The following is a 19,822-nucleotide window of genomic DNA, read 5'->3' as shown; positions in this document are numbered from 1 at the left end:
CCGTCCGCTGAGTATACCGGCCTTTGGCCGAGAGAAGAGGAGTGGATACTATGAGCAGACGAAAAAGCGGCGGCACCATGCTGCCCTGGATGAGCGCGAAGGCCGACGGCAGGGAGAAGCGGTTCCTCCAGGTAGGTAACTCCCTGCTGTTGTCCAAAAAGTTCCAGTCCCTGGGCACGGGAGCCCGCTTGCTGTACCTGTGCATGGCCATGGAGAGCGGCGGGCGGCGCACCTTCCTGCTGCCCCGTACGGCGGCCAAAAAGTACGGCGTGCCCTCCACCAGCCTGCGGCGGTACATCAAACAGCTGGCCGACGGCGGGTTTATAAAGGTGACTTCCAACAAGAACCTGCGCAAGCCCAACGTGTATGAGTTCAGCTCTGCCTGGCGGACAGACGACCCCTCCCCCCTGGCAATATCTCGTAGATCTGACCCAGTATGGACTAAGATAGAGCAGTCTGAATCCCTCACTGGTTGATCCGCACCGGTACCAGCTCCCGGTGGAAAAGGGAGAGACAGTACCAAGCCGGTACAAGCAGAAACCCCTGCCTTGGCCCAATGGGGTACAGCCAAATAAACCCGCCCTGTGGAAAAAGATTTTTTGCCGGTGTACAATCAAACCGCGCCCTGGTTTCGTCTAATGGGCAGAGAGGAGGCGATGGACCTTGACGGAGTTGGAATATCTGGAGCGGGCGGAGGGAGTCCGGGGAAAGCTGTACCGGGCCGCCCTGCTCACCCTGGGCAGCGAGAGCGCCGCCGTGGACGCCGTGGACGAGGCGGTGTACAAGGGCTATCTCAGCTACCGGAAGCTGCGGGACCCGCAATACCTGGAGACCTGGCTGGTGCGGATTTTGATCAACGTCTGCCGGGACGAGCTGCGGCGGCGGAAGCGGGAGCTGGCGGTGGAGGAGCTGCCCGAGACTGCCGGGGAGGAATTTGACGCCCTGCCCCTGAAGGAGGCCATCCGTCGCCTGCCCGCCCAGCTGCGGGACGTCATCGTCCTGCGGTACTTTACCGGCCTGACCCTGGAGGAGACTGCCGCCGCCCTGGATCTGCCCCGGGGAACGGTGTCCACCCGCCAGCGGAAAGCCCTGGCCCTGTTGAAGCTGGACCTGACTGTGGAGGAGGGAGCATCATGAACCGACAGCAGGAATACTGGGACCTGGTCCGGGAATTGGACCATACCCCCGCCGCTCTGGACGGCACCGCCCTGCGGGCCAAAGCCCGGGCCAAGCGCCGCCGGATGGGCAGACGGTGGGGTATCTCCCTGGGAAGTGCCGCCGGGGTGTGCGCTGCCTTCGTCCTGGCAGTGAATACCCTGCCCACCTTCGCCCTGGCCTGCGCCAATGTCCCCGTGCTGCGGGAGCTGGCGGCGGCGGTGGCCTTTTCCCCCAGCCTGTCCGCCGCGGTGGAGCACGACTATGTGCAGTATATCGGCCAGAGCCAGAGCTTTGACGGCCTTACCCTTACCCTGGAATCTGTCATCGCCGACCAGCAGCAGATGGTGGTGTTCTACCGGGTGGACGGGGGAGCCTACCCCTATTACAGCGTCGCCTGCGACCTGAAGGACGAGAACGGCGTTCCCCTGGAGGGCTACGCGGTGACCAGCGGCGACAGCCAGGAGGAGCTGAAACAGTTCCAGGTCCACTTCAAGGAGATGGAGGAGCCTCCCCGGAAGCTGACCTTGGACGTGGAGCTGCTGGGGACGGACGCGGAAGGGGAGGACCATCCGCTGGACCACATCTTTACCTTCCAGATCGCCCTGGACCCGGCCAAGACCGCTCCGGCGGTGGAGGTTCCGGTGGATCAGTGGGTGGAGGTAGGCGGCCAGCGGCTGCTGGTGGACCGGCTGGAGCTCACCCCCACCAGGACCGCCCTCTATCTGGAGGACGACCCGGACAATACCGCCTGGCTCCAGGACCTGGAGTTCCACTTCACCGACGGAAGTGGGGCGGTCTATGAGACCATTGACGGCTCGGTCTCCGCCATGGGCCGGGCCGAGGGAGAGGGCACCTACACCTATTACCTCCAGAGCCTCTACTTTGTGGAGGACATCGGGGACCTGACCCTGTGGCTGGACGAGACGGTGTGGCTGGACAAGGACGCCGGTCCGGTGACGGTGGATCTGACCGACGGCTCCTGTACCGGCGCGCTGCCGGAGGAGGTGACCGGCCTGACGGCGGAGCACAGGGATTCGTATTGGGCTCTGAAGGTGAACTGCACCGACGGTAGATCGCCGTTTAAATTGGAGTACCGGGACCCGGAGGGCGGCACCCACAACACAGGGGGATTCAGCCGGCGGGATGACCGGGCGGCGGGCGTCTGCGAATTTGAATATATGCTGGACGGCTATACCTGGGATACCGTGGAATTTGATCTGGATTTCACACAGATCATCACCCCAGAGGAACCGATTGCCGTTCCGCTGGGCTGACAGCAAAAAACCGGCGCCCGATCCAAACGGATCGGGCGCCGGCTTTTTGTGTGTATGTGGCTTGTTAAGGAATGTACAGTTCCGTCTCCAGAACGATGCGCTCGCTGGGCAAAAACTCTTCTCTGAGATTGACCCGCCGCAGGATGCGGTTGGCCACGGTAGTCCCCATCTGGTCCGCATCCTGGAAAATGGCCGGATATTGAAGCCCGCTCTGCTGGAACAGCTCGCGGTTGCTCCAGCCGCCTACCAGAATATCCTTTCCCATCTGCATGCCCCGGCTCTCCAGTACGCTCTGGATGCCGAAAATGCTCCGCGGAATGGTAAAGATGATGGTGTCGTAAATCCCGGCCTCCAAAATCTTGGCGGCGTTCTCCTGGATGACCTCCTTGTTGATGCCGTTCATGTAGGTATCCTTGGCACTCAGCGGGATTCCGGCCTCCTCGGCAGCCCGGCAGATCCCGGCCAGACGCTGGCGGGTACTGCTGGCAAAGGACATACCGGTCAGCACGGCGATCCGCTTGCCGCCCTGGTCAATGAGATGCTTGGTCAGCCGGTAGCCGTTTTCCTCGTTGTCCTCCACCACACAGTCCAGGCTGAGGCTTTCCTCCTCCCGGTCGAAGAGCACGATGTTGGGGAAGCGCTCCGATATCTTGCGGAGAAATTCCGCGTTTTTACCGGTGGTGGCCAGCAGGATGCCGGATACATTCTGCTCAATCAGGCGATTGATCAGAAATTGCTCCTTCCTGGGCTGAAAATCCGAATCGCAGACCAGGAGCATATAGCCGTTTTGATACAGGATATTGTTGACTGCCTTCACGGTTCGGGAAAAGAAGCTCTGAGAAATATCCGGCTCCACCACGCCGATCAGATCGGCGCTTCCCCGCTTCAGGTTGCGGGCGAAAGAATTGGGGACATAGTTCAGTTCGCGGATGGCCAAGTCGATTTTGGCAGAGGAGACAGGATTGATGCTGCCGGCATCCTTGAGGTAGCGGGATACAGTGCTGATGGATACTCCCGCGCGGTTAGCCACATCGATAATGGTTACCTTCGCCATAAGATCACCACTCAACCCCTTCAGCAATGATTTCAACTGTGGCGTATGTACTTTTCCCGCTCAGAGTGTGCAAACTGCTCCCGTCTCGGCGGAGCGGGCCGCCGCTGTCAGTGCGCGCTGGATATCCAGCGCGTCCGCGATGCTGCACACCTCTGGTCCCAAACCCAGTACTCCGTCTACAAAGGTGTGCATTTCCCGGTCAAACCAGTCCTGGAAGCTGGAATGGTCGGGAAGGGGGAGAGACTGCCGCTCCCCGGAATAGCTTCCCAGCGGGTCCTTGGGATAGTAGATCAGATGATCCTCGTCGTAAGAGAGCACCGCCAGTCCTCCGTCCCCGGAGACCCGGAGGGCGATATTGTCCATCCCCACCCGGGAGGTGAGCAGGGATACCAGTTCGCCTCCGCCGCCCACTCCGGTAAAGGCCGAGGAGTCGTCATTTTCTACGGCCTGCTTTCCACCCGTGCCAGGTGACCGTTCTGGGATACTAATGGTGGAAAGACAGGATATTTTCTTTATTTTAACGCCGCAGGCGAAAAATAGCAAGTCAAGAAGATGGCTGCCGAAGTCGTCCAGCGCGCCGCCGCCGGACAGGGTCCGGTCCATCCGCCACTCAAAGGGCAGGGTGGGGTCCGCCAGCCGCCGGGCTCCGTAAGAGCCCGAGATGGAGTAGATACGGGTGAACCTGCTGCGGATCAGCTGCCGAAGGGCCTGGGCGTGGGGCGCAAAGCGGTAGACAAAGCCGACCATGTGAAATACCCCCGCCTGCTCCGCGGCCCGGCAGGCCCGTTCGCATTCCGGCAAGGTGATAGCCAGCGGCTTTTCCACAAAAATCGCCTTGCCTGCCTGAGCTGCCCGCACCACATAATCCGCGTGGGTAAAGTTGGGGGTGCAGATGTCCACCGCGTCCACCAGCCCGAACAGCTCCTCGGGAGAGGAGCAGACTGCGGCGCCCGGCGCAAAGCGCTGGGCAAAAGCCGCCGCCCGCTCCCGGTCCAGGTCGTATACCGCCGCGATGGAGGCCCGGTCGTCTTTTTGCAGGCCCAGCGCGTGGTTGTGAGCGATGCTTACGGTGGCGCCCACGCCGATAATTCCGATATTTGCCTTCATTCAGATAACCTCCCCTGGTTTTCCTGCGGTTTTCTTACAGAAAATCCCGCAGCGCTCTGTTGACTGCGGCCCGGTAGGAAAGAAACTCCGGACCCTTTGGCGGTACCTCCAAAAGAATACTGTTGGGGAGTGCCGCGGCGTACTGCTCTGCATATTGGAACAGGTGGATGGGATCACCCCGGTCGGCCAGGATCAGACCCGGCATGTGCAGCGCCTGGAGCTGTGCCAGGGCGTCCACCGGGCGCTGGGGCGGGAGAAGCTCGTACTTTTCCGGCCACCGCAGGCTGGCCCGGTCCTGAAATGCGTTCAGAAAGATCGCGGCAGTATCTGCATGCCGCTGGATCTGGGGAAAGACCGGATCGGCCTTCAGGGCGGCGGGAGTCTTCTCCCGCAGAGCGGCGGCCAGCGCCCGATACCAGCTCTGTACCTCCTCCGCCATGGGGGCGTCGGTCCAGGCGGGCCGGAGCAGGATCAGCTTTTCCACCTGCTGGGGAAACCGGAGGGCCGCAGCCACAGCCACCGCCGCTCCCATGGAGATCCCGCCCAGCGCCACACGTTTCAGCCCCAGGGACTGCCACAGCCCGGCGACGTCCTCCGCCATGGCGGCAAAGCTCAGCGCCTCAGCCGGTCCCAGCTCTGTTTTGCCGTGGCCGCGGAGGTCGGGCAGGATCTGACAGACGCCCTTCATGGGGTCCAGCAGGCCCTGACACTGGGCGCTGCTTCCGCCCATACCGTGCAAAAAGATCAGAGGGGCGCCGCTTCCCCTTGTGCGGTAGCGCATGGTTATGCCGCCCAGTTGGAGCTCAGGCATGTAAGACCCCCCTCAGAAAGCGGGCGCTGTCTGCCACCTCGTCCGCGTTCAGACCGTGGAGCAGCAGCGGACCGGAGAAACCGCAGGCATGAAGCGCGGCCAGGTAATAGGGATAGTCCAGCAGCCCTTTTCCCGCGGCCACATAGCGCAGCGTTCCGTCGGCGTCCACCAAAAAGTCCTTGGCGTGGGCCTGAATGATATCCCGGGCCAGCAGACTGATGCCCTCGTCCAATACCTGCCTCATATCCGATACCTGGGCCGGGCGGAAAAGGTTTGCCCCGTCCAGGACGATCTTCAGTCGGTCGGAGCGGAACTCGTCCAGATAGGCCCGGGCCCGCCGGGGGTCGCTTACCACATTGGAGGGCTCCGGCTCCACCCCCAGGACCAGGTCATACCGCTCCGCCAGGGCAAGCAGCCGCTCCGTACCCTTCAACAGGTCGTTCCAGGCGGCGGGAGAGGCGTTGTCCGGGTGCCACTGCCACTGGCTCTGGGGATTTCTGGAGCCGGTGCACAGCAGAATAGTGGGGATGCCCAGCAGGGCAGCCGCCTGACAGAGCACCTCAAAGCGGCGAAGCCCCTCCCGGCGCTGGTCGGGATCAGGCGCGATAAGATTAAAGGTACCCGCCAGGGAGACAAAATGAATGCCCTGGGCCTGAGCGCGCTGTCCGACTGCGGTCAGCCGGGCTTCGTCCAGAGCTGCCGGCATCAGTTCTCCGCAGACGGAACACAGATTCAGCTGGGCCAGGGTAAGCCCGGCCTCTCTGATGCGCGACAGACCGTCCTCAATGGTGCACGCGGAGTAGACATTGGAAAAAACGCCTATCTCCATATTACAGACCCTCTTTTCTGAAAACATTTTCTGAAAGCCTGATCGGCTTGGGATCAGCTTCTTTTCTTACGACTTCGTTATTTTAATCAGATAATATCATTATAATGGGATAAATACAACACATAATTTAAATTTCACAATTCGCGTACTTTAAAAAATATTTTCATTTTTGACAGTTTAAAAGCACCGGACAGGTAGAAAAAATTTGTACCAGCAAGTCTTATTTTCCTTATTTCAATTCATAAAGTTGGGAATATAGTAAAATAAGCCAAATTTTAAACAACTTTTGCTTCACAATTTTTGAAAGTTGTTCATTTTACATATGCTGAAAATGTTTTCAGAAAAATATTGACACCCATAAAACCTGTGCCTATAATGAAACCACATTAATCTGGCTGGGAGTGGATCACATGGATCTGAAACAGGCCGCGCGGAACATCCGGTTGGATACGATCCGCTGCATCGGCTCTTTGGGAGCGGGACATTATGGCGGCAGCCTCTCCATTTCGGAGGTCCTCAGTGTACTGTACTTCAAGCATATGCGGATCGATCCCGCCCAGCCTGGGCTGGAGGGGAGAGACCGCCTCTTCCTTTCAAAAGGACACGCCGGTCCGGCGCTGTATGCCGCGCTGGCCAACCGGGGCTATTTCCCCAAGGACAAGCTGCTGACCCTGAATCAGCCCGGGACCGACCTGCCCAGTCATTGCGACATGCGGCGCACGCCGGGTGTGGATATGACAGCCGGTTCCCTGGCCCAGGGCTTTTCCTGTGCGGTGGGCGCGGCGCTGGGCAGCCGGCTGCGGAAGGACGGCGCGTGGATCTACGCCATCATCGGCGACGGAGAATCCCAGGAGGGACAGATCTGGGAGGCGGCGCTCTTTGCCGCCAGCCGGAAGCTGGATCACCTGATCGCCTTTCTGGATTACAACGGCGCCCAGCTGGACGGCGCCGTAAACGACATCAATACGCTGGAGCCCGTTTGCGCCAAGTGGGAGGCCTTTGGGTGGAACTGCATCGACGTGCCGGACGGCCACGATGTGGAGGCCATCGACCGGGCCGTTTGCCAGGCGAAGTCCTCCGCCGGTAAGCCTACGATGATCGTGCTTCACACGGTCAAGGCCAAGGGAATTGCCAAAATGGAGGGGAAGGCCGAAGGAAGCCATTACTTCGCGCTGACGCCGGAGGAAGTGGAACAGGCCCTGAAGGAGAACGGAGGCACAGACGATGTGGATGCGTGACATCATGGCACAGACCCTGATCGAACTCATGGAGTCCGATCCCGATATCGTGGTGCTGGACGCGGACCTGGCGGCCTCCAACGGCACGATGGCGGTGCACAAGCGCTTCCCGGAGCGCACCTTTGACGTGGGCATTGCCGAACAGAACATGGTGTGCCTGGCGGCCGGTCTGGCCAGCTACGGCTTTAAGCCCTACATCTCCTCCTTTACTCCCTTTGCCACCCGGCGGGTGTGTGATCAGATCGCCATTTCCGTGCTTTACGCAGGTATGAACGTGAAGATCATCGGCACCGACCCCGGCATCACCGCCGAATTGAACGGCGGCACCCACATGAGTATGGAGGATGTGGGAGTCCTGCGCAGCATCCCGGGCGCCGTCCTTTTCGAGCCGGCTGACCCCACACAGCTCCGCATGGGGCTCAAGGCCATGAATGAGTATCCCGGGTGCGTATACATGCGGACCTACCGCAAGGAGTGGAGCCAGCTCTACGATCCGGAGTCCTATCACTTCGATCTGTTCCGGGCCGACGTGCTCCGCACGGGGAAGGACGTGACCATTCTCTCCTCCGGCCTGATGGTGCGGGAGGCGCTGGAAGCGGCGGACCGGCTGGCCGCGGAGGGTGTGGACGCCGAGGTCATCAACGTACATACCGTCAAGCCGCTGGATACGGAAACCGTGCTGGCCTCCCTGGGCAAGACCGGGTGCGGAGTGGTTGCGGAAAACCACAACGTCATCGGAGGCCTGCGCAGCGCCGTCCTGGAGGCGGCGGCCGATCAGCTCAGCGTGCCCATCACGGCGGTGGGCGTGGCCGATACATTTGGAGAGGTGGGCACGCTGCCTTACCTGAAGCAGCGCTATCACCTGGATGCCGAAACCATTTTGCAGCAGGCCAAACGGGCCGTGACCCTGAAAAAGAGCTGGGGGCGTGTCTCATGATCTATGCGCCCAGCCTGGCCTGCACACGGCAGATCGCCATGGAGGCGGATGTGCGGCAGCTGATCGAAGGGGATATGCCCTTCCTGCACATCGATTTTATGGACGGGCACAACGTGCCGAACCTGTGCGCCAATCTGGACGTGGCGCGGGAGCTGAAGGAGACCTTTCCCACCATTACCCTGGACGCCCACCTGATGGTGACCAATCCGGAGGACTATGTGGACCGCTGCGGGGCGGTGGGGATCGACTACCTCTCCTTCGTGCCTGAAACGGCGCGGGACCCCGCTGCTCTGCTCCGGGAGATCCGGCAGGCGGGCATGAAGCCGGGCATTGTGATCAATCCCCAGCGCACGCCGGAGGAGTTCCGGGAGCTGCTGCCCCTGGCGGATATGGTGATCCTCATGTCCATCGTGCCCGGCGGAGTGCGCAGACCCTTTGATGATGGCACCTATCAGAAGATCCGCACCCTGGTGCAGGAGCGGGAGCAGAACGGACACCATTACCTCATTTCCATTGACGGCGGGATCAACCGGGACAACGGGCGCCAGTGCAGACTGTGCGGCGCGGATGTTCTGATCCTGGGATTCTACGCCATTTTCCAACAGGATATTCCCATACCGGACGCCTGCCGGCGGTTCCGGTCCTGGATCGAAGCTTGACGCACAGAGGTGAAAGAGATGCAGACACAATTGAAACTGGTCATCGGCAGCGACCTGGCGGGGTACGACATGAAAACCGAGATGCTCCGCCGGCTGACCGCCAAGGGCTATGACATCACGGACTTCGGCTGTGATTCCGCCCAGGCCGGTGAGTATCCCGTGGCCGCCCAGAAGGTGGCCGAGGCTGTCCGGGACGGACAGTTCGACCGAGGGATCCTCATCTGCGGTACCGGGCAGGGGGTGGCTATGGCGGCCAACAAGGTCAGAGGCGCCAGGGCGGCGCTGTGCTATACGCCCTTTGCCGCGCTGATGGCCCGGGAGCACAATGACGCCCGGATCCTGGCCACCGGAGCCTGGCTGACCACGCCGGATGAGTTTGAACAGATCGTGGAGATCTTCCTTTTCGGCAAGTATTCCGGCAAGCATGACGGACGGCTCCATATGCTGGCCGAGATCGAGGCAGGCCACCGGGTCTACTGAGCACAGCGAATTCTCTGAGACGGGAACCGCGCAGGCGGTCATCATTTTTGTGAGAGCGTTTCCAGCCGCACTGGCCGTGGACGCGGAACAAGGAGGTCACTATGGCAGATTGGGAGAACAACAAGCGTCAGACCACAGAGCCCGCCCCCCCAAAGGTCAAGGCGCGCAAATTGAAGGATTTCAGTGACGGAACAAGAGCCACCCGCATCACGCTGAACATAGTCTCCGTGGTGTGCGCCGTCATTCTCTGGTTAGCGCTGTCCAGCGATCCAAGTCTGAACACCTTCCTGGCCGGCCCTGTGCAGGTCTGGGACGCCCTTCAGGAGGAGATCGCCTCCAACGGCCGGTATTTCAAGGACCTGACCATCTCTCTGCAGCGCGTGCTTATCGGCTTCAGCACCGGCTTTATCTGCGCCATTCCCGTGGCCTTCCTGATGGGCTGGTATCCCAAGGTGCGCAACCTGCTGGAGCCCTGGATCCAGTTCCTGCGTACCATCCCCCCGCTGGCTATGATCCCTCTGGTCATCCTGGCCGCCGGCCTGACGGAAAAGGCCAAGTACATCATCATCTTTATCGCATCCTTCCTGGTGGTGGTGGTCACCGTCTACCAGGGCATCCGGCAGGTGGACCTGACCCTGGTCAAGGCGGCCTACACCTTCGGAGCCAAGGACATCAACCTCTTCCTGGACGTGATGGTGCCTGAGGCATTCCCCTATATCCTGGTGGGCGCCCGGCTGGCAGTGGCTTCCTCCCTGACCACCCTGATCGCCGCTGAGATGACGGGCACCATCTACGGACTAGGCGCCAGAATCCAGTTGGCACAGCAATATATGAACACCAGTCTGGTGCTCTTGGGCATTATAACCATCGGCGTGATCGGATACATCCTGGATAAAGTGCTGCTCCTCCTGGAGGCGCGGCTGACCCGTTGGAAGTGAGGCGCGGAACATGGCTAAGAAATTGATTGAGATCTCCCACGTCAATAAGGTCTACCGGGACCCTACCAGAGGCGATACGGTGGCTTTGAACGACGTGAGCCTGGACATTTACGAAAATGAGTTCGTCTGCGTGGTGGGTCCCTCCGGCTGCGGCAAGACCACGCTGCTCAACATCATCGCCGGACTGGAGCGGTTTGACGACGGCTCCGTCACCATGAACGGAGCCCCTGTGGTGGGTCCCGGCCCCGACCGGGGCGTCATCTTCCAGCAGTACGCCCTGTTCCCCTGGATGACGGTGAAGAAGAACATCGAGTACGGCATGAAGTACAAGAAGGTGCTCCGCCAGGCGGGCGAGGTGGACCCCAAGACCAACGCCCCCCGGGAAAAGGCCGAATATACCAAGCTCACCAAGGCGGAGAAGCAGGCCCTGAGTGAGAAGTATATCAAGATGGTCAACCTCCAGGGCTTTGAGAACGCCTATCCCAAGCAGCTCTCCGGCGGCATGAAGCAGCGGGTGGCCATCGCCCGCGGCTACGCCGTAGCCCCCGATGTGCTGCTGATGGACGAGCCCTTCGGCGCGCTGGACGCCCAGACCCGTGCCCAGCTGCAGGAGGATCTGCTGATTACCTGGCAGGAGGAGAAAAAGACCTGCTTCTTCATCACCCACGACGTGGAGGAGGCCGTTCTTCTGGCCACCAAGATCGTCATCATGAGCGCCCGGCCCGGCAAGGTCATGGAGATCGTGGATGTCAATCTGCCCTATCCCAGAAACCAGGCCACCAAGCTGCTCCCGGAGTTCGTGGAGATGAAGAACCACATCTGGAACACGGTCTATCAGATGTATCTGGAAGTGCGGAAATAATGACCCTTTACAGGGTGTTCCTGTCGCAATAAGAAACAATGATAAAAGGAGGATTCCCCATGAAGAAACGTCTGTCTCTGCTCATGCTCTGCGCCGCGCTGCTCATCTCTGCGCTGGCCGGCTGCTCCAACAGCGACCCGGCCGGAGACGATACCCAGACCTCCAATCCCTCCCAGACCGAGACTGCCGGTCAGGGGACCAGCGACGCGGAGTGGGCCACGGTCAACGTGGGCATCCACAACAACGCTCCCGGCGCCTCCCTCTTTGCCACCGCCCTGAAGATGGGCTACTTTGAGGAGGAGCACATCAACGCCAACTACACCATCGTCACCGGCGGCGCTGCTGAGATGGCCGCCATGCGTACCGAGAATCCCACCCTGGACATCGGCTTCATCGGCGCCGGCGTGGCGTGGAACGCCATGGACGCCAGCGGCGTGCCCGTCAGCTTCGTGTTCATGGACTGCATTTCCAACAACGAGCAGTTCCTGGTGGATGAGAGCGTGGGCCTGACCCCCGACTCCACCTGGGAGGAGATCTACAACGCCCTGAAGGGCCAGACCGTATTCGTGGATACCAGCACCACCCCCGGCGGCTGGATGAAGGAGTTCGTGACCCGGGTCAACCTCTACGGCGGCCCTGGCGACACGGAGGTGCCTGACGAGGAGAAGCTGTGGATCGACACCGAGGACAGCTCCTTCCTGGAGGGCTATACCAATCCCAATCCCACCGGTGACGAGGCTTACCGGGTGTTCTTCTACAGCATGAGCAACGATACCATCCCCGCCGCCTTCCAGGCCGGCGACGCCAAGATGTGCTGCTGCTATTCTCCCTCCACCAACACCATCCGCAATGCCGGCGGCATCAAGGTGGCTACGGCGGAGACCCACATGCCGGATTACACCTACATCAACACCTGGGTAGCCAACAACAACTGGCTGGAGGAAAACCCCGACGTGGCCCAGCGTTTCATGAACGCTCTGGTCAAGGCGCTGGATTACCGCAGCTCCCACGAGGAAGAGGCTGCCGACATGGCCGAAGAGGTGACGGAGGCCGCCAAGGACTCCTTCTTCTGTGAGGATTACATCGTGTACAGTGCGCAGGATCTGTCCGACTATCTGGTGGGCTTTGACGAGGGTACCGGCCACGCCTATGAGCTGATGGAGCTGCTGTACAACGACAAGCTGGGGAACGTGGAGAGCGGCAACCCCAAGACGCTCTTTGATTCCTGCAACTTTACCTTTATGAAAACCGCGGTGGAGAACTATTTGGGCCAGTAAGCAGGTCTTCTTACAGGTCCGCCTGCGGCCGGCCTCCCTGCGCAGCATGTGAGGCCGGCCGCTTTTTTTCAGCTTATAGCGGTGACCGCCGCCTGTTCGGGGCGGCAGATATGAGAGGAGGAGGTCCCCCGTGTGGGATGTGATGTGTGTTGGGATCGGCTGCCTGGACGTGCTGATTCGGGGCGCGGATGTGACGGCTCCTTTCCTGGGCGAGGCGAAAAACTGTGAGCAAGTCGCCCTGGAAGTAGGCGGAGACGCGGTCAACCAGGCGATAGCCCTGCGGCATCTGGGTGTAAACGCCGGCCTGATGACAGGGTTGGGGACCGATGCCACAGGCGGGCTGATTCTGGAACAGCTGAAGCACAAAGGCGTCCCCACAGAGGACATTGTCCTCTCGCCCGGATGCTCCCGCGTCAATGTCATACTGATCCAGAACGACGGACAGCGCTACTTCATCCACGAGGCCGTTCCGGCCAAAGGCAGCCTCTTTACTCCGCCGCTGCCCGCCGCCGGCAGCGCCAGGATCATCTCCATCGGCAGCCTGCTGGCTCCGCCCTTCCTGACGCCGGAGGACATTGACCGCTTTACGGCCGCCGCCGCGGCCAGCGGCGCTGTCCTGTGCGCCGATGTGATGTGCAACGGCAGACTGTATTCGCTGGACGAACTGAAGCCGGGGCTGTCCCGACTGGACTACTTTTTCCCCAACTATGAAGAGGCCTCCCTCCTGACCGGTCAGCGGGATCTGGAGTCCATCACCAGCGCCCTGCTGGACTGCGGCATCAAGCATGTGGTGGTCAAGACAGGGCGGGACGGGTGCTTTGCCCGCAGCCGGCAGGAGCAGTTTTTCGTTCCCGCCGTCCCGGCGCGGGCGCTGGATACCACCGGCGCCGGAGATAACTTTGCCGCCGGCTTTCTCTGCGCGCTGTTGGAGGGGAGCTCCCTCTTCGACTGCTGCCGCTTTGCCGCCGCCACGGCGGCGCTGTCCATCTCCCAGATGGGCGCCTCCTCCCGGACGATCAGCAGGGAGCAGGTGGATGCGCTCCTGAAAAAGATCTCCTGAAGGGAGGAAACATGCGGTGATCTATTCGTCTACTCTGATCTGCGGCGACCTTCTCCATCTGGCGCAGGACGCGGAGCTGCTTCTGAGCGAAGGCTGCTCCACCTTCCACATTGACCTGATGGATGCCCACCTGGTGCCCAATCTCTGCTTCAATTTTGACCTGATCCGGGCGCTCCGCGCCCGGTACCCCTGTACCATCGACGCCCATCTGATGATGGACAACGCGGAGACCTACCTGGAGCGCCTGGCTGAGGCGGGAGCCGATCTGGCCACCATCCACCTCCAGAGCGTGCCTGAACCGGGGCGGGCTCTGCGGCGGATCCGTCAGCTGGGCATGAAAGCCGGTCTGGCGCTCTCGCCGGGCGAGTCCTTCGAGCTGGCCCGCCCCTATGTGTCGGAGCTGGACCTGCTGCTGGTCATGGGAGTCCGGCCGGGCTTTTCCGGCCAGTCCTTCCAGCCTGACTGCCTGGAGACCATCCGGGCGGCAAACGCCTGCCGCCAGGCCAACCGGCAGTCCTGGCTCATTTCCGTGGATGGAGGCATCGACCTGCAGAACGGCCCTCTGTGCGCCGAGCAGGGCGCGGATATGCTGGTCATGGGTGCCTTTACCTTTTATCAGGGCGGCCTGAGCGCGGAGCGGATCCAGGCCTGCCGCCAGGTCCTGGACGCTTCGTAGCCACGCCTGTCCCACCCGATGAACAGAAAGGATTGATGGCATGAAATGCGAGATTTCCACTGCCCGCCAGCTGGCGTCCTATTTTGACTATGCCCTGCTGGGGCCAACCTGCCGCCAGGCGGAATTTGACCAGTTCCTCCTGGAATGCAAACGGTATCAGGTTTACTCTGCCGCCGTCAACGGAGCCTGGGTCTCCTATGCGGTGGAGCAGCTTCGGGATATCGGCATCAAGGTGGGCTCCACCGCCGGATTCCCCTTTGGCCAGATGTCCGTGGCGGCCAAACGGGAGGAGGCCCGCATTGCCCTGTCCCAGGGCGCGGAGGAGATCGACTATGTCCTGAACATTGGAAAGCTGTTGGACCACGACTACCGCTACATCGCCGAAGAGATGCGGGAGATGACAGCGCTCTGCCATGAGCAGGGGGCGTTGGCAAAGGTGATCCTGGAGAACTGCTACCTGAGCCCTGAGGAGATCCGGGGAGCCTGCGAGGTGGCTGTGGAGCAGGGGATCGACTACGTAAAGACCTCCACGGGCTTTGGAACGGGCGGCGCGGAGGCTGACGATGTCCGGCTCATGAAGCAGGTGGTAGGGGACCGGGTCCGCATCAAGGCCGCCGGCGCCATGCGGACCCTGGACAAGACCCTTCAGATGATCGAGCTGGGCGCCAGCCGGATCGGCTCGGGCTTTATACCGGACATCATTGGAGAATTTTCCGCCCGGCACAGCGGATGACAGCAGGGCGAGAGGAGGGGTAGCGTGTTTTGGGGGATCGTAGCCGTGGCGCTGCTGGGGAGCTTTGTCCAGGTCACCTGCGGACTGGGCTACGCCGTGATCTGCGTCTGCTTCTGGAGCCTGTTCCTGCCGCTGGAGACGGCGGTGGTGCTGGAGCTCATCACCGGCGTGGTCTCCATGCTCTTCATGGCCATCCGCCAGTGGCGGAAGATCCGCTGGAGCCTGCTCCTTTGGCCCACCGTGTTCTCATGCGGCGCCAGCCTGTTTGGATTTTTCGCTCTGTTTCAGCTGGATACCAACCTGCTCTACCGGCTGCTGGGCGTATTGCTGATCTGCCTGGGGACCTTTTTCCACTCCTTCAGCGACCGGGCCAAGCTGCGTCCCACGATGGCTACCGGTGTTGCGGCGGGGTTGGTCGGCGGCTTTTTCGGCGGACTGTTTGGGATCGCCGGACCCCCGGTGGCTGCCTATATCCTGGCGGCCTCCAACGGAAAAGAGGAGTATTCTGCCACCATTCAGGCCCACTTCTCCATTACCTCCCTGTTCCTGATCCTGATCCACTTCCTGGCTGGGAATTTGCAGGGTACAGTCCTGCTGTTCGGCGCCGTGGGCATTGTCGGTGTGCTGATCGGCCTCGCCCTGGGGCTGATGGCGTTCCGGCGGCTTTCCGATACGGGGCTGAAAAAGCTGGTGGGTCTCTTCCTCATTGGAATGGGACTGTTCTATCTGCTGCGGACCTTTTTCTAGACGCACGGGCGCCTGGAGCCCAAAGAACAAAAAATGGCTGGCTTCCGGATACCGAAGCCAGCCATTTTTGGACAGACAAAAAAAGCCCGCGCGGGTCGGGAGCTCGCGTCTCCCGACCTGCACGGGCAAATTTGTGCCGGTCAGTTATGTGGGACTGTCACTTACTTGTGGTCCACGGAATACATATGAGCGATGAGGTCCAGCACCTTGTTGGAGTAACCCCACTCGTTGTCGTACCAGGACACGACCTTCACGAAGGTATCGGTCAGAGCGATGCCGGCGCCAGCGTCGAAGATGGAGGTGCGGGAGTCGCCCAGGAAGTCGGAGGAGACAACGGCGTCCTCGGTGTAGCCCAGGATGCCCTTCAGCTCGCCCTCGGAAGCGGCCTTCATAGCGGCGCAGATCTCGTCGTACTTGGCGGGCTTAGCCAGGTTGACAGTCAGGTCCACCACGGACACGTCCAGGGTGGGAACACGCATGGACATACCGGTCAGCTTGCCGTTCAGCTCGGGAATGACCTTGCCCACGGCCTTGGCGGCGCCGGTGGAGGAGGGGATGATGTTGCCGGCAGCGGCACGGCCGCCGCGCCAATCCTTCTTGGAGGGGCCGTCAACGGTCTTCTGGGTAGCGGTGGTGGAGTGAACGGTGGTCATCAGACCATCGGTGATGCCCCAGTTGTCGTGCAGCACCTTGGCGATGGGAGCCAGGCAGTTGGTGGTGCAGGAGGCGTTGGACACGAACTTCATGTCGGAGGTGTAGGTGTTGTGGTTCACGCCCATGACGAACATGGGGGTGGAGTCCTTGGAAGGAGCGGACATAACAACCTTCTTGGCGCCGGCGTCGATGTGAGCCTGGGCCTTCTCCTGAGTCAGGAACACGCCGGTGGACTCCACAACGTACTCAGCACCAACCTCGCCCCAGGGGATGTCCTTGGGGTCCATGCAGGCGAAGAACTTCACGGTCTTGCCGTTGACAATGATGGCGTCATCGGTGTACTCGATGGTGCCGTCGAACTGGCCGTGCATGGTATCATAACGGAGCATGTAGGCCATGTAGTCGGGGGTCATGAAAGGATCGTTGATGCCCACGAACTCGATGTCGTCGCGATTGATACCAGCGCGGAACACCAGACGACCAATCCGGCCAAAGCCGTTAATGCCAACTTTAATGCTCATAATGAATCTCTCCTTTGTTCTAAATAGCGTCTTAATTCGTCCTTTCCTTACGCGCTTCCATTATAGACTAATCTTTCCGGAATGAAAAGAGAAAAAACAGAAAACTTAGTGGGGAAACTGTATAAATTTACGAGTGGATAATCGGTAAACGTGGCAGTTTCGACATGGTTCGACATTTTTTCTTGTGCGGCGGCGGCGGTTTTGATATACTTACTGTAACTTACCAGTTTTCCGGCGGCGAAGAAGGCTGCCGCCGGGGCAGAATGAGACGGGAGGAGGGGGTTCAGATGGAAAAAGAGCAGGGCGATCTCGGCCCGTTGCTGGTGGAGCAGCTTCGGGAGCAGATGAATAATCTGTCTGCGGCCATTCAGCTTCTGACCCCTGTGGTGCGGGAGAAGGGCGGCGAGCAGTACGATCCCTATCTGGCCATCCTGCACCAGAGTCTGTACCGCATGATGCGCCTGCTGGGCAATGTGGAATACCTTCAGCTGGACCAGTGTGGCGGCACGGAGCCCCGGCTGGGCACCCTGGATCTGGCCGGGTTGTGCCGGGAGCTGGCCGATCAGGCCGCGCCGCTGACGGAGCAGGCGGGGGTGACGTTCTCCTATGAGGAGGAGACAGGCTCCCTGCTGACCCAGGGGGACAGCCGCCTGCTGCGGCGGATGCTGCTGGGCTTGATCGCCAACGCCGTGAAGGCGGCGGGAAAGGGTGGCCGGGCAGGTCTGCGGCTGGCGGTGCGGAAGGACCGGGCGGTGCTGACGGTGTGGGACGATGGTCCCGGCCTTGTACCTCCTCAGCCTGAGGAGGAGCAGAGTCCCCTCTACCGGCCCGACGGGCTGGGTCTGGGGCTGCGGGTGGCCCGGAGCATCGCGGCTGCCCACGGCGGCGCCATCGTGTTCGAGCAGCAGGAGGACCGGGGCTGCCGGGCGGTGATCTCCCTGCCCATCCGGCCGCCGGAGCGAGGCGGGGTGCTGCGCACGCCCACCATGGGCTATGACGCCGGCGGCGGCTTTTCCGACCTGCTGGTGGAGCTGGCCGGCGTGCTGCCCTATGAGGCCTTCCTTCCCCGGGAGTTGGAGTGAGGTTTTTGGAAAAAGCGAAAAAAGCCTCTTTACAAATGGGGAAAAGGTTGCTATAATAATCAGGCACGTTGAATGAAGCGTGTCCTGCGCGCCCGTAGCGCAATTGGATAGAGCGTCAGATTCCGGTTCTGAAGGCTGGGGGTTCGAGTCCCTTCGGGCGTACCAAAAGAAATAGCCACACCCCTTGGGTGTGGCTATTTTTTTGGATACCGTAAGTTTTTTCATCTGCTCGGGCGAAGTGAATTCGCCCGGCATCAAGGTTTTGGGCCTCAGGCCCAAAACGCTTGGTACGGCGCAAAAGCGCCGCCCCGCTGTGCGGGGCCCCAATGCCCGTGCCGAAGGTGTGGTCATTTCTTTTGGCTAACCTTATTATATTATATTCTGTTGAGAGGAACGGACAAGCTATGGACACTATTCCCTTATCCCTGCCCATTCTGATGGACGGAGCCACCGGTACGGAGCTGATGGCCCGGGGTATGCCGCTGGGCGGCAGCACGGAACAGTGGGTGCTGGATCACCCGGAGGCGCTGCTGGAGATCCAGCGGTCCTATGTGAGCGCCGGCAGCCAGATTCTGCTGGCTCCCACCTTCGGGGCCAACCGGGTGGGCCTGGGCCGCTGCGGTGCCTTTCACCGGGTGGAGGAATACAACCGCCGGCTGGTGGAGCTGACCCGCCAGGCGGCGGAGGGAAAGTGCCTGGTGGCGGGAGATCTGGCGCCCCTTGGCCTGTCCCTGCCTCCCTTTGGCGAGAGCAGCTTTGAGGAGATGGTAGCCGTCTACACCGAGCAGGCGGCGGCCCTGGAAAAGGCCGGGGTGGACCTGTTCGTGGTGGAGACCATGATCTCCATGGCGGAAGCCCGGGCGGCCATGCTGGCCTGCAAGAGCGTGTCGGACAAGCCGGTGTGGGTGACCTTCACCTGCGACGAGGAGGGCCGTGCCCCCTACGGCACCGATGTGCTGGCCACCATGATCGTCATGCAGGGCATGGGAGCGGCGGCCTTTGGGCTCAACTGCTCCGACCCGGCGGCGGTGGCGGAGCAGCTGGAGCGGCTGGCTCCCTATGCCTCCGTGCCGCTGATTGCCAAGCCCAACGCCGGTCAGCCCGGCGCCTACCGGACCCCGGAGGAGCTGTCCGCCTTTGTGCCCGCCTTTGCCAAGGGCGGCGCCCGGATCTTCGGCGGCTGCTGCGGCTCCGGTCCCGACCATGTGACCGCCATCCGGCAGGCCATGGAGACGGTGGACTTTTCCGCCTTCCCGGCGGTGGAGCGGGACCCGGACGTGATCCCCTGTGCCAGCGAGAAGGAGGCCCGGTTCATCACCCCCGACGTGGACGTGGGTGAGACCATCGAGTGCACCCCCGACCTGATGGAGGATATTCTGGCCGCCGAGGAGGAGGCTCCTCAGGGCGCCCTGAAGATCGCCATCCTGGAGGAGGACGACCTGGATATCTTTGCCGAGAACCAGTATGTGGTGAAGGACGCCCTCTGCCTGTGGTCCGACGTGCCCGAGCTGCTGGAGAAGGCCCTGCGGATTTACCAGGGCCGGGCTTTCTGGGACGGAACCGGCGACCTGGAGGAGGATTTCCTGCGGGATATGGCCAAAAAGTACGGCCTGGTGCTGCTTTGAGCCAGTCAAGGCCGAAACAGGGAGTTTTTTAAAATCAGCGAAACAGCCAAAAAGCACGCCCTCTTTTTGGGGCGCGCTTTTTGTTTTGCGCCTTGACGGA

General features: G+C 61.2%; 21 protein-coding genes and 1 tRNA gene. 17 read left to right on the top strand and 5 right to left on the bottom strand.

The window, feature by feature from the left end; translation table 11 throughout:
• Window positions 1–50 precede the first annotated feature (50 nt).
• The 3 genes from ACTNB1_RS05465 (at window position 51) to ACTNB1_RS05455 (ending at window position 2,432) form a co-directional block, all read left to right on the top strand.
• Window positions 51–476 carry a hypothetical protein gene (locus tag ACTNB1_RS05465; RefSeq protein WP_441168252.1) on the top strand — a complete coding sequence of 142 codons (426 nt, stop codon included), beginning with the start codon at window positions 51–53 and terminating at the stop codon, window positions 474–476.
• A 187-nt stretch (window positions 477–663) separates the two neighbouring features.
• Window positions 664–1,137, top strand: coding sequence for a sigma-70 family RNA polymerase sigma factor (locus ACTNB1_RS05460; protein WP_441168251.1), 474 nt, complete (start codon window positions 664–666; stop codon window positions 1,135–1,137).
• Complete coding sequence (locus ACTNB1_RS05455; protein WP_441168250.1) at window positions 1,134–2,432, top strand: DUF4179 domain-containing protein; 1,299 nt, start codon at window positions 1,134–1,136, stop codon at window positions 2,430–2,432. Before ACTNB1_RS05460 ends, ACTNB1_RS05455 begins: the two co-directional genes overlap by 4 nt.
• A gap of 64 nt (window positions 2,433–2,496) precedes the next feature.
• Here the strand turns inward: ACTNB1_RS05455 and ACTNB1_RS05450 are convergent, their stop codons facing one another.
• From ACTNB1_RS05450 to ACTNB1_RS05435, 4 genes are read right to left on the bottom strand one after another with little or no spacing between them, the layout of a single operon-like run.
• Window positions 2,497–3,486 (bottom strand): LacI family DNA-binding transcriptional regulator, encoded by a 990-nt coding sequence (locus ACTNB1_RS05450; RefSeq protein ID WP_441168249.1) that lies wholly within the window; start codon window positions 3,484–3,486, stop codon window positions 2,497–2,499.
• Window positions 3,487–3,546: 60 nt separating this feature from the next.
• Window positions 3,547–4,593, bottom strand: coding sequence for a Gfo/Idh/MocA family protein (locus ACTNB1_RS05445; protein WP_441168248.1), 1,047 nt, complete (start codon window positions 4,591–4,593; stop codon window positions 3,547–3,549).
• Between the two features lie 34 nt (window positions 4,594–4,627).
• Entirely contained in the window at window positions 4,628–5,404 is a 777-nt protein-coding gene (locus ACTNB1_RS05440) for an alpha/beta fold hydrolase (RefSeq protein ID WP_441168247.1), read from the bottom strand.
• Window positions 5,397–6,233 (bottom strand): sugar phosphate isomerase/epimerase family protein, encoded by an 837-nt coding sequence (locus ACTNB1_RS05435; protein WP_441168246.1) that lies wholly within the window; start codon window positions 6,231–6,233, stop codon window positions 5,397–5,399. Before ACTNB1_RS05435 ends, ACTNB1_RS05440 begins: the two co-directional genes overlap by 8 nt.
• 410 nt (window positions 6,234–6,643) lie before the next feature.
• Between ACTNB1_RS05435 and ACTNB1_RS05430 the strand changes: the two genes are divergently transcribed.
• The 11 genes from ACTNB1_RS05430 to ACTNB1_RS05380 all read left to right on the top strand — a co-directional run bounded on the left by ACTNB1_RS05430 (window position 6,644) and on the right by ACTNB1_RS05380 (window position 15,840).
• Complete coding sequence (locus ACTNB1_RS05430) at window positions 6,644–7,471, top strand: transketolase (RefSeq protein ID WP_441168245.1); 828 nt, start codon at window positions 6,644–6,646, stop codon at window positions 7,469–7,471.
• Complete coding sequence (locus tag ACTNB1_RS05425; protein WP_441168244.1) at window positions 7,458–8,408, top strand: transketolase family protein; 951 nt, start codon at window positions 7,458–7,460, stop codon at window positions 8,406–8,408. Before ACTNB1_RS05430 ends, ACTNB1_RS05425 begins: the two co-directional genes overlap by 14 nt.
• Complete coding sequence (locus tag ACTNB1_RS05420; protein WP_441168243.1) at window positions 8,405–9,067, top strand: ribulose-phosphate 3-epimerase; 663 nt, start codon at window positions 8,405–8,407, stop codon at window positions 9,065–9,067. Before ACTNB1_RS05425 ends, ACTNB1_RS05420 begins: the two co-directional genes overlap by 4 nt.
• 18 nt (window positions 9,068–9,085) lie before the next feature.
• Window positions 9,086–9,547, top strand: a complete 462-nt coding sequence (locus tag ACTNB1_RS05415; protein WP_441168242.1) for an RpiB/LacA/LacB family sugar-phosphate isomerase — start codon at window positions 9,086–9,088, stop codon at window positions 9,545–9,547.
• A 101-nt stretch (window positions 9,548–9,648) separates the two neighbouring features.
• A complete protein-coding gene (locus tag ACTNB1_RS05410; RefSeq protein WP_441168241.1) occupies window positions 9,649–10,485 on the top strand; it encodes an ABC transporter permease in 837 nt (278 codons plus the stop codon).
• A gap of 10 nt (window positions 10,486–10,495) precedes the next feature.
• Window positions 10,496–11,347, top strand: a complete 852-nt coding sequence (locus ACTNB1_RS05405) for an ABC transporter ATP-binding protein (RefSeq protein ID WP_441168240.1) — start codon at window positions 10,496–10,498, stop codon at window positions 11,345–11,347.
• 59 nt (window positions 11,348–11,406) lie between these two features.
• Window positions 11,407–12,624 (top strand): ABC transporter substrate-binding protein, encoded by a 1,218-nt coding sequence (locus tag ACTNB1_RS05400; RefSeq protein ID WP_441168239.1) that lies wholly within the window; start codon window positions 11,407–11,409, stop codon window positions 12,622–12,624.
• 130 nt (window positions 12,625–12,754) lie between these two features.
• Window positions 12,755–13,684, top strand: coding sequence for a carbohydrate kinase family protein (locus ACTNB1_RS05395; RefSeq protein ID WP_441168238.1), 930 nt, complete (start codon window positions 12,755–12,757; stop codon window positions 13,682–13,684).
• Window positions 13,685–13,700: 16 nt separating this feature from the next.
• On the top strand, window positions 13,701–14,360 hold the full coding sequence (locus ACTNB1_RS05390; protein WP_441168237.1) for a ribulose-phosphate 3-epimerase: 660 nt from the start codon (window positions 13,701–13,703) through the stop codon (window positions 14,358–14,360).
• 40 nt (window positions 14,361–14,400) lie between these two features.
• Window positions 14,401–15,093: a deoxyribose-phosphate aldolase gene (deoC, locus tag ACTNB1_RS05385; RefSeq protein ID WP_441168236.1), complete on the top strand. Its 693-nt coding sequence runs from the start codon at window positions 14,401–14,403 to the stop codon at window positions 15,091–15,093.
• 24 nt (window positions 15,094–15,117) lie between these two features.
• Complete coding sequence (locus tag ACTNB1_RS05380; protein ID WP_441168235.1) at window positions 15,118–15,840, top strand: TSUP family transporter; 723 nt, start codon at window positions 15,118–15,120, stop codon at window positions 15,838–15,840.
• A 161-nt stretch (window positions 15,841–16,001) separates the two neighbouring features.
• On the opposite strand, the gene gap is transcribed toward ACTNB1_RS05380, so the two are convergent.
• Window positions 16,002–17,015: a type I glyceraldehyde-3-phosphate dehydrogenase gene (gap, locus tag ACTNB1_RS05375; RefSeq protein WP_441168234.1), complete on the bottom strand. Its 1,014-nt coding sequence runs from the start codon at window positions 17,013–17,015 to the stop codon at window positions 16,002–16,004.
• A 287-nt stretch (window positions 17,016–17,302) separates the two neighbouring features.
• Between gap and ACTNB1_RS05370 the strand changes: the two genes are divergently transcribed.
• The 3 genes from ACTNB1_RS05370 to ACTNB1_RS05360 all read left to right on the top strand — a co-directional run bounded on the left by ACTNB1_RS05370 (window position 17,303) and on the right by ACTNB1_RS05360 (window position 19,722).
• The gene (locus tag ACTNB1_RS05370) at window positions 17,303–18,097 is read left to right on the top strand and encodes a sensor histidine kinase (protein ID WP_441168233.1); all 795 of its coding nucleotides are present in this window, start codon (window positions 17,303–17,305) and stop codon (window positions 18,095–18,097) included.
• 88 nt (window positions 18,098–18,185) lie between these two features.
• Window positions 18,186–18,262: transfer RNA gene (locus tag ACTNB1_RS05365), tRNA-Arg, on the top strand.
• Between the two features lie 239 nt (window positions 18,263–18,501).
• Complete coding sequence (locus ACTNB1_RS05360) at window positions 18,502–19,722, top strand: homocysteine S-methyltransferase family protein (RefSeq protein ID WP_441168232.1); 1,221 nt, start codon at window positions 18,502–18,504, stop codon at window positions 19,720–19,722.
• Window positions 19,723–19,822: the final 100 nt, after the last annotated feature.

The sequence above is a fragment of the Flavonifractor sp. HCP28S3_F3 genome (assembly GCF_052065355.1).
Classification (GTDB): domain Bacteria; phylum Bacillota; class Clostridia; order Oscillospirales; family Oscillospiraceae; genus Flavonifractor.
Note: the sequence above shows the minus strand (reverse complement) of the source record. Positions and strands in the feature narration are given on the sequence as shown.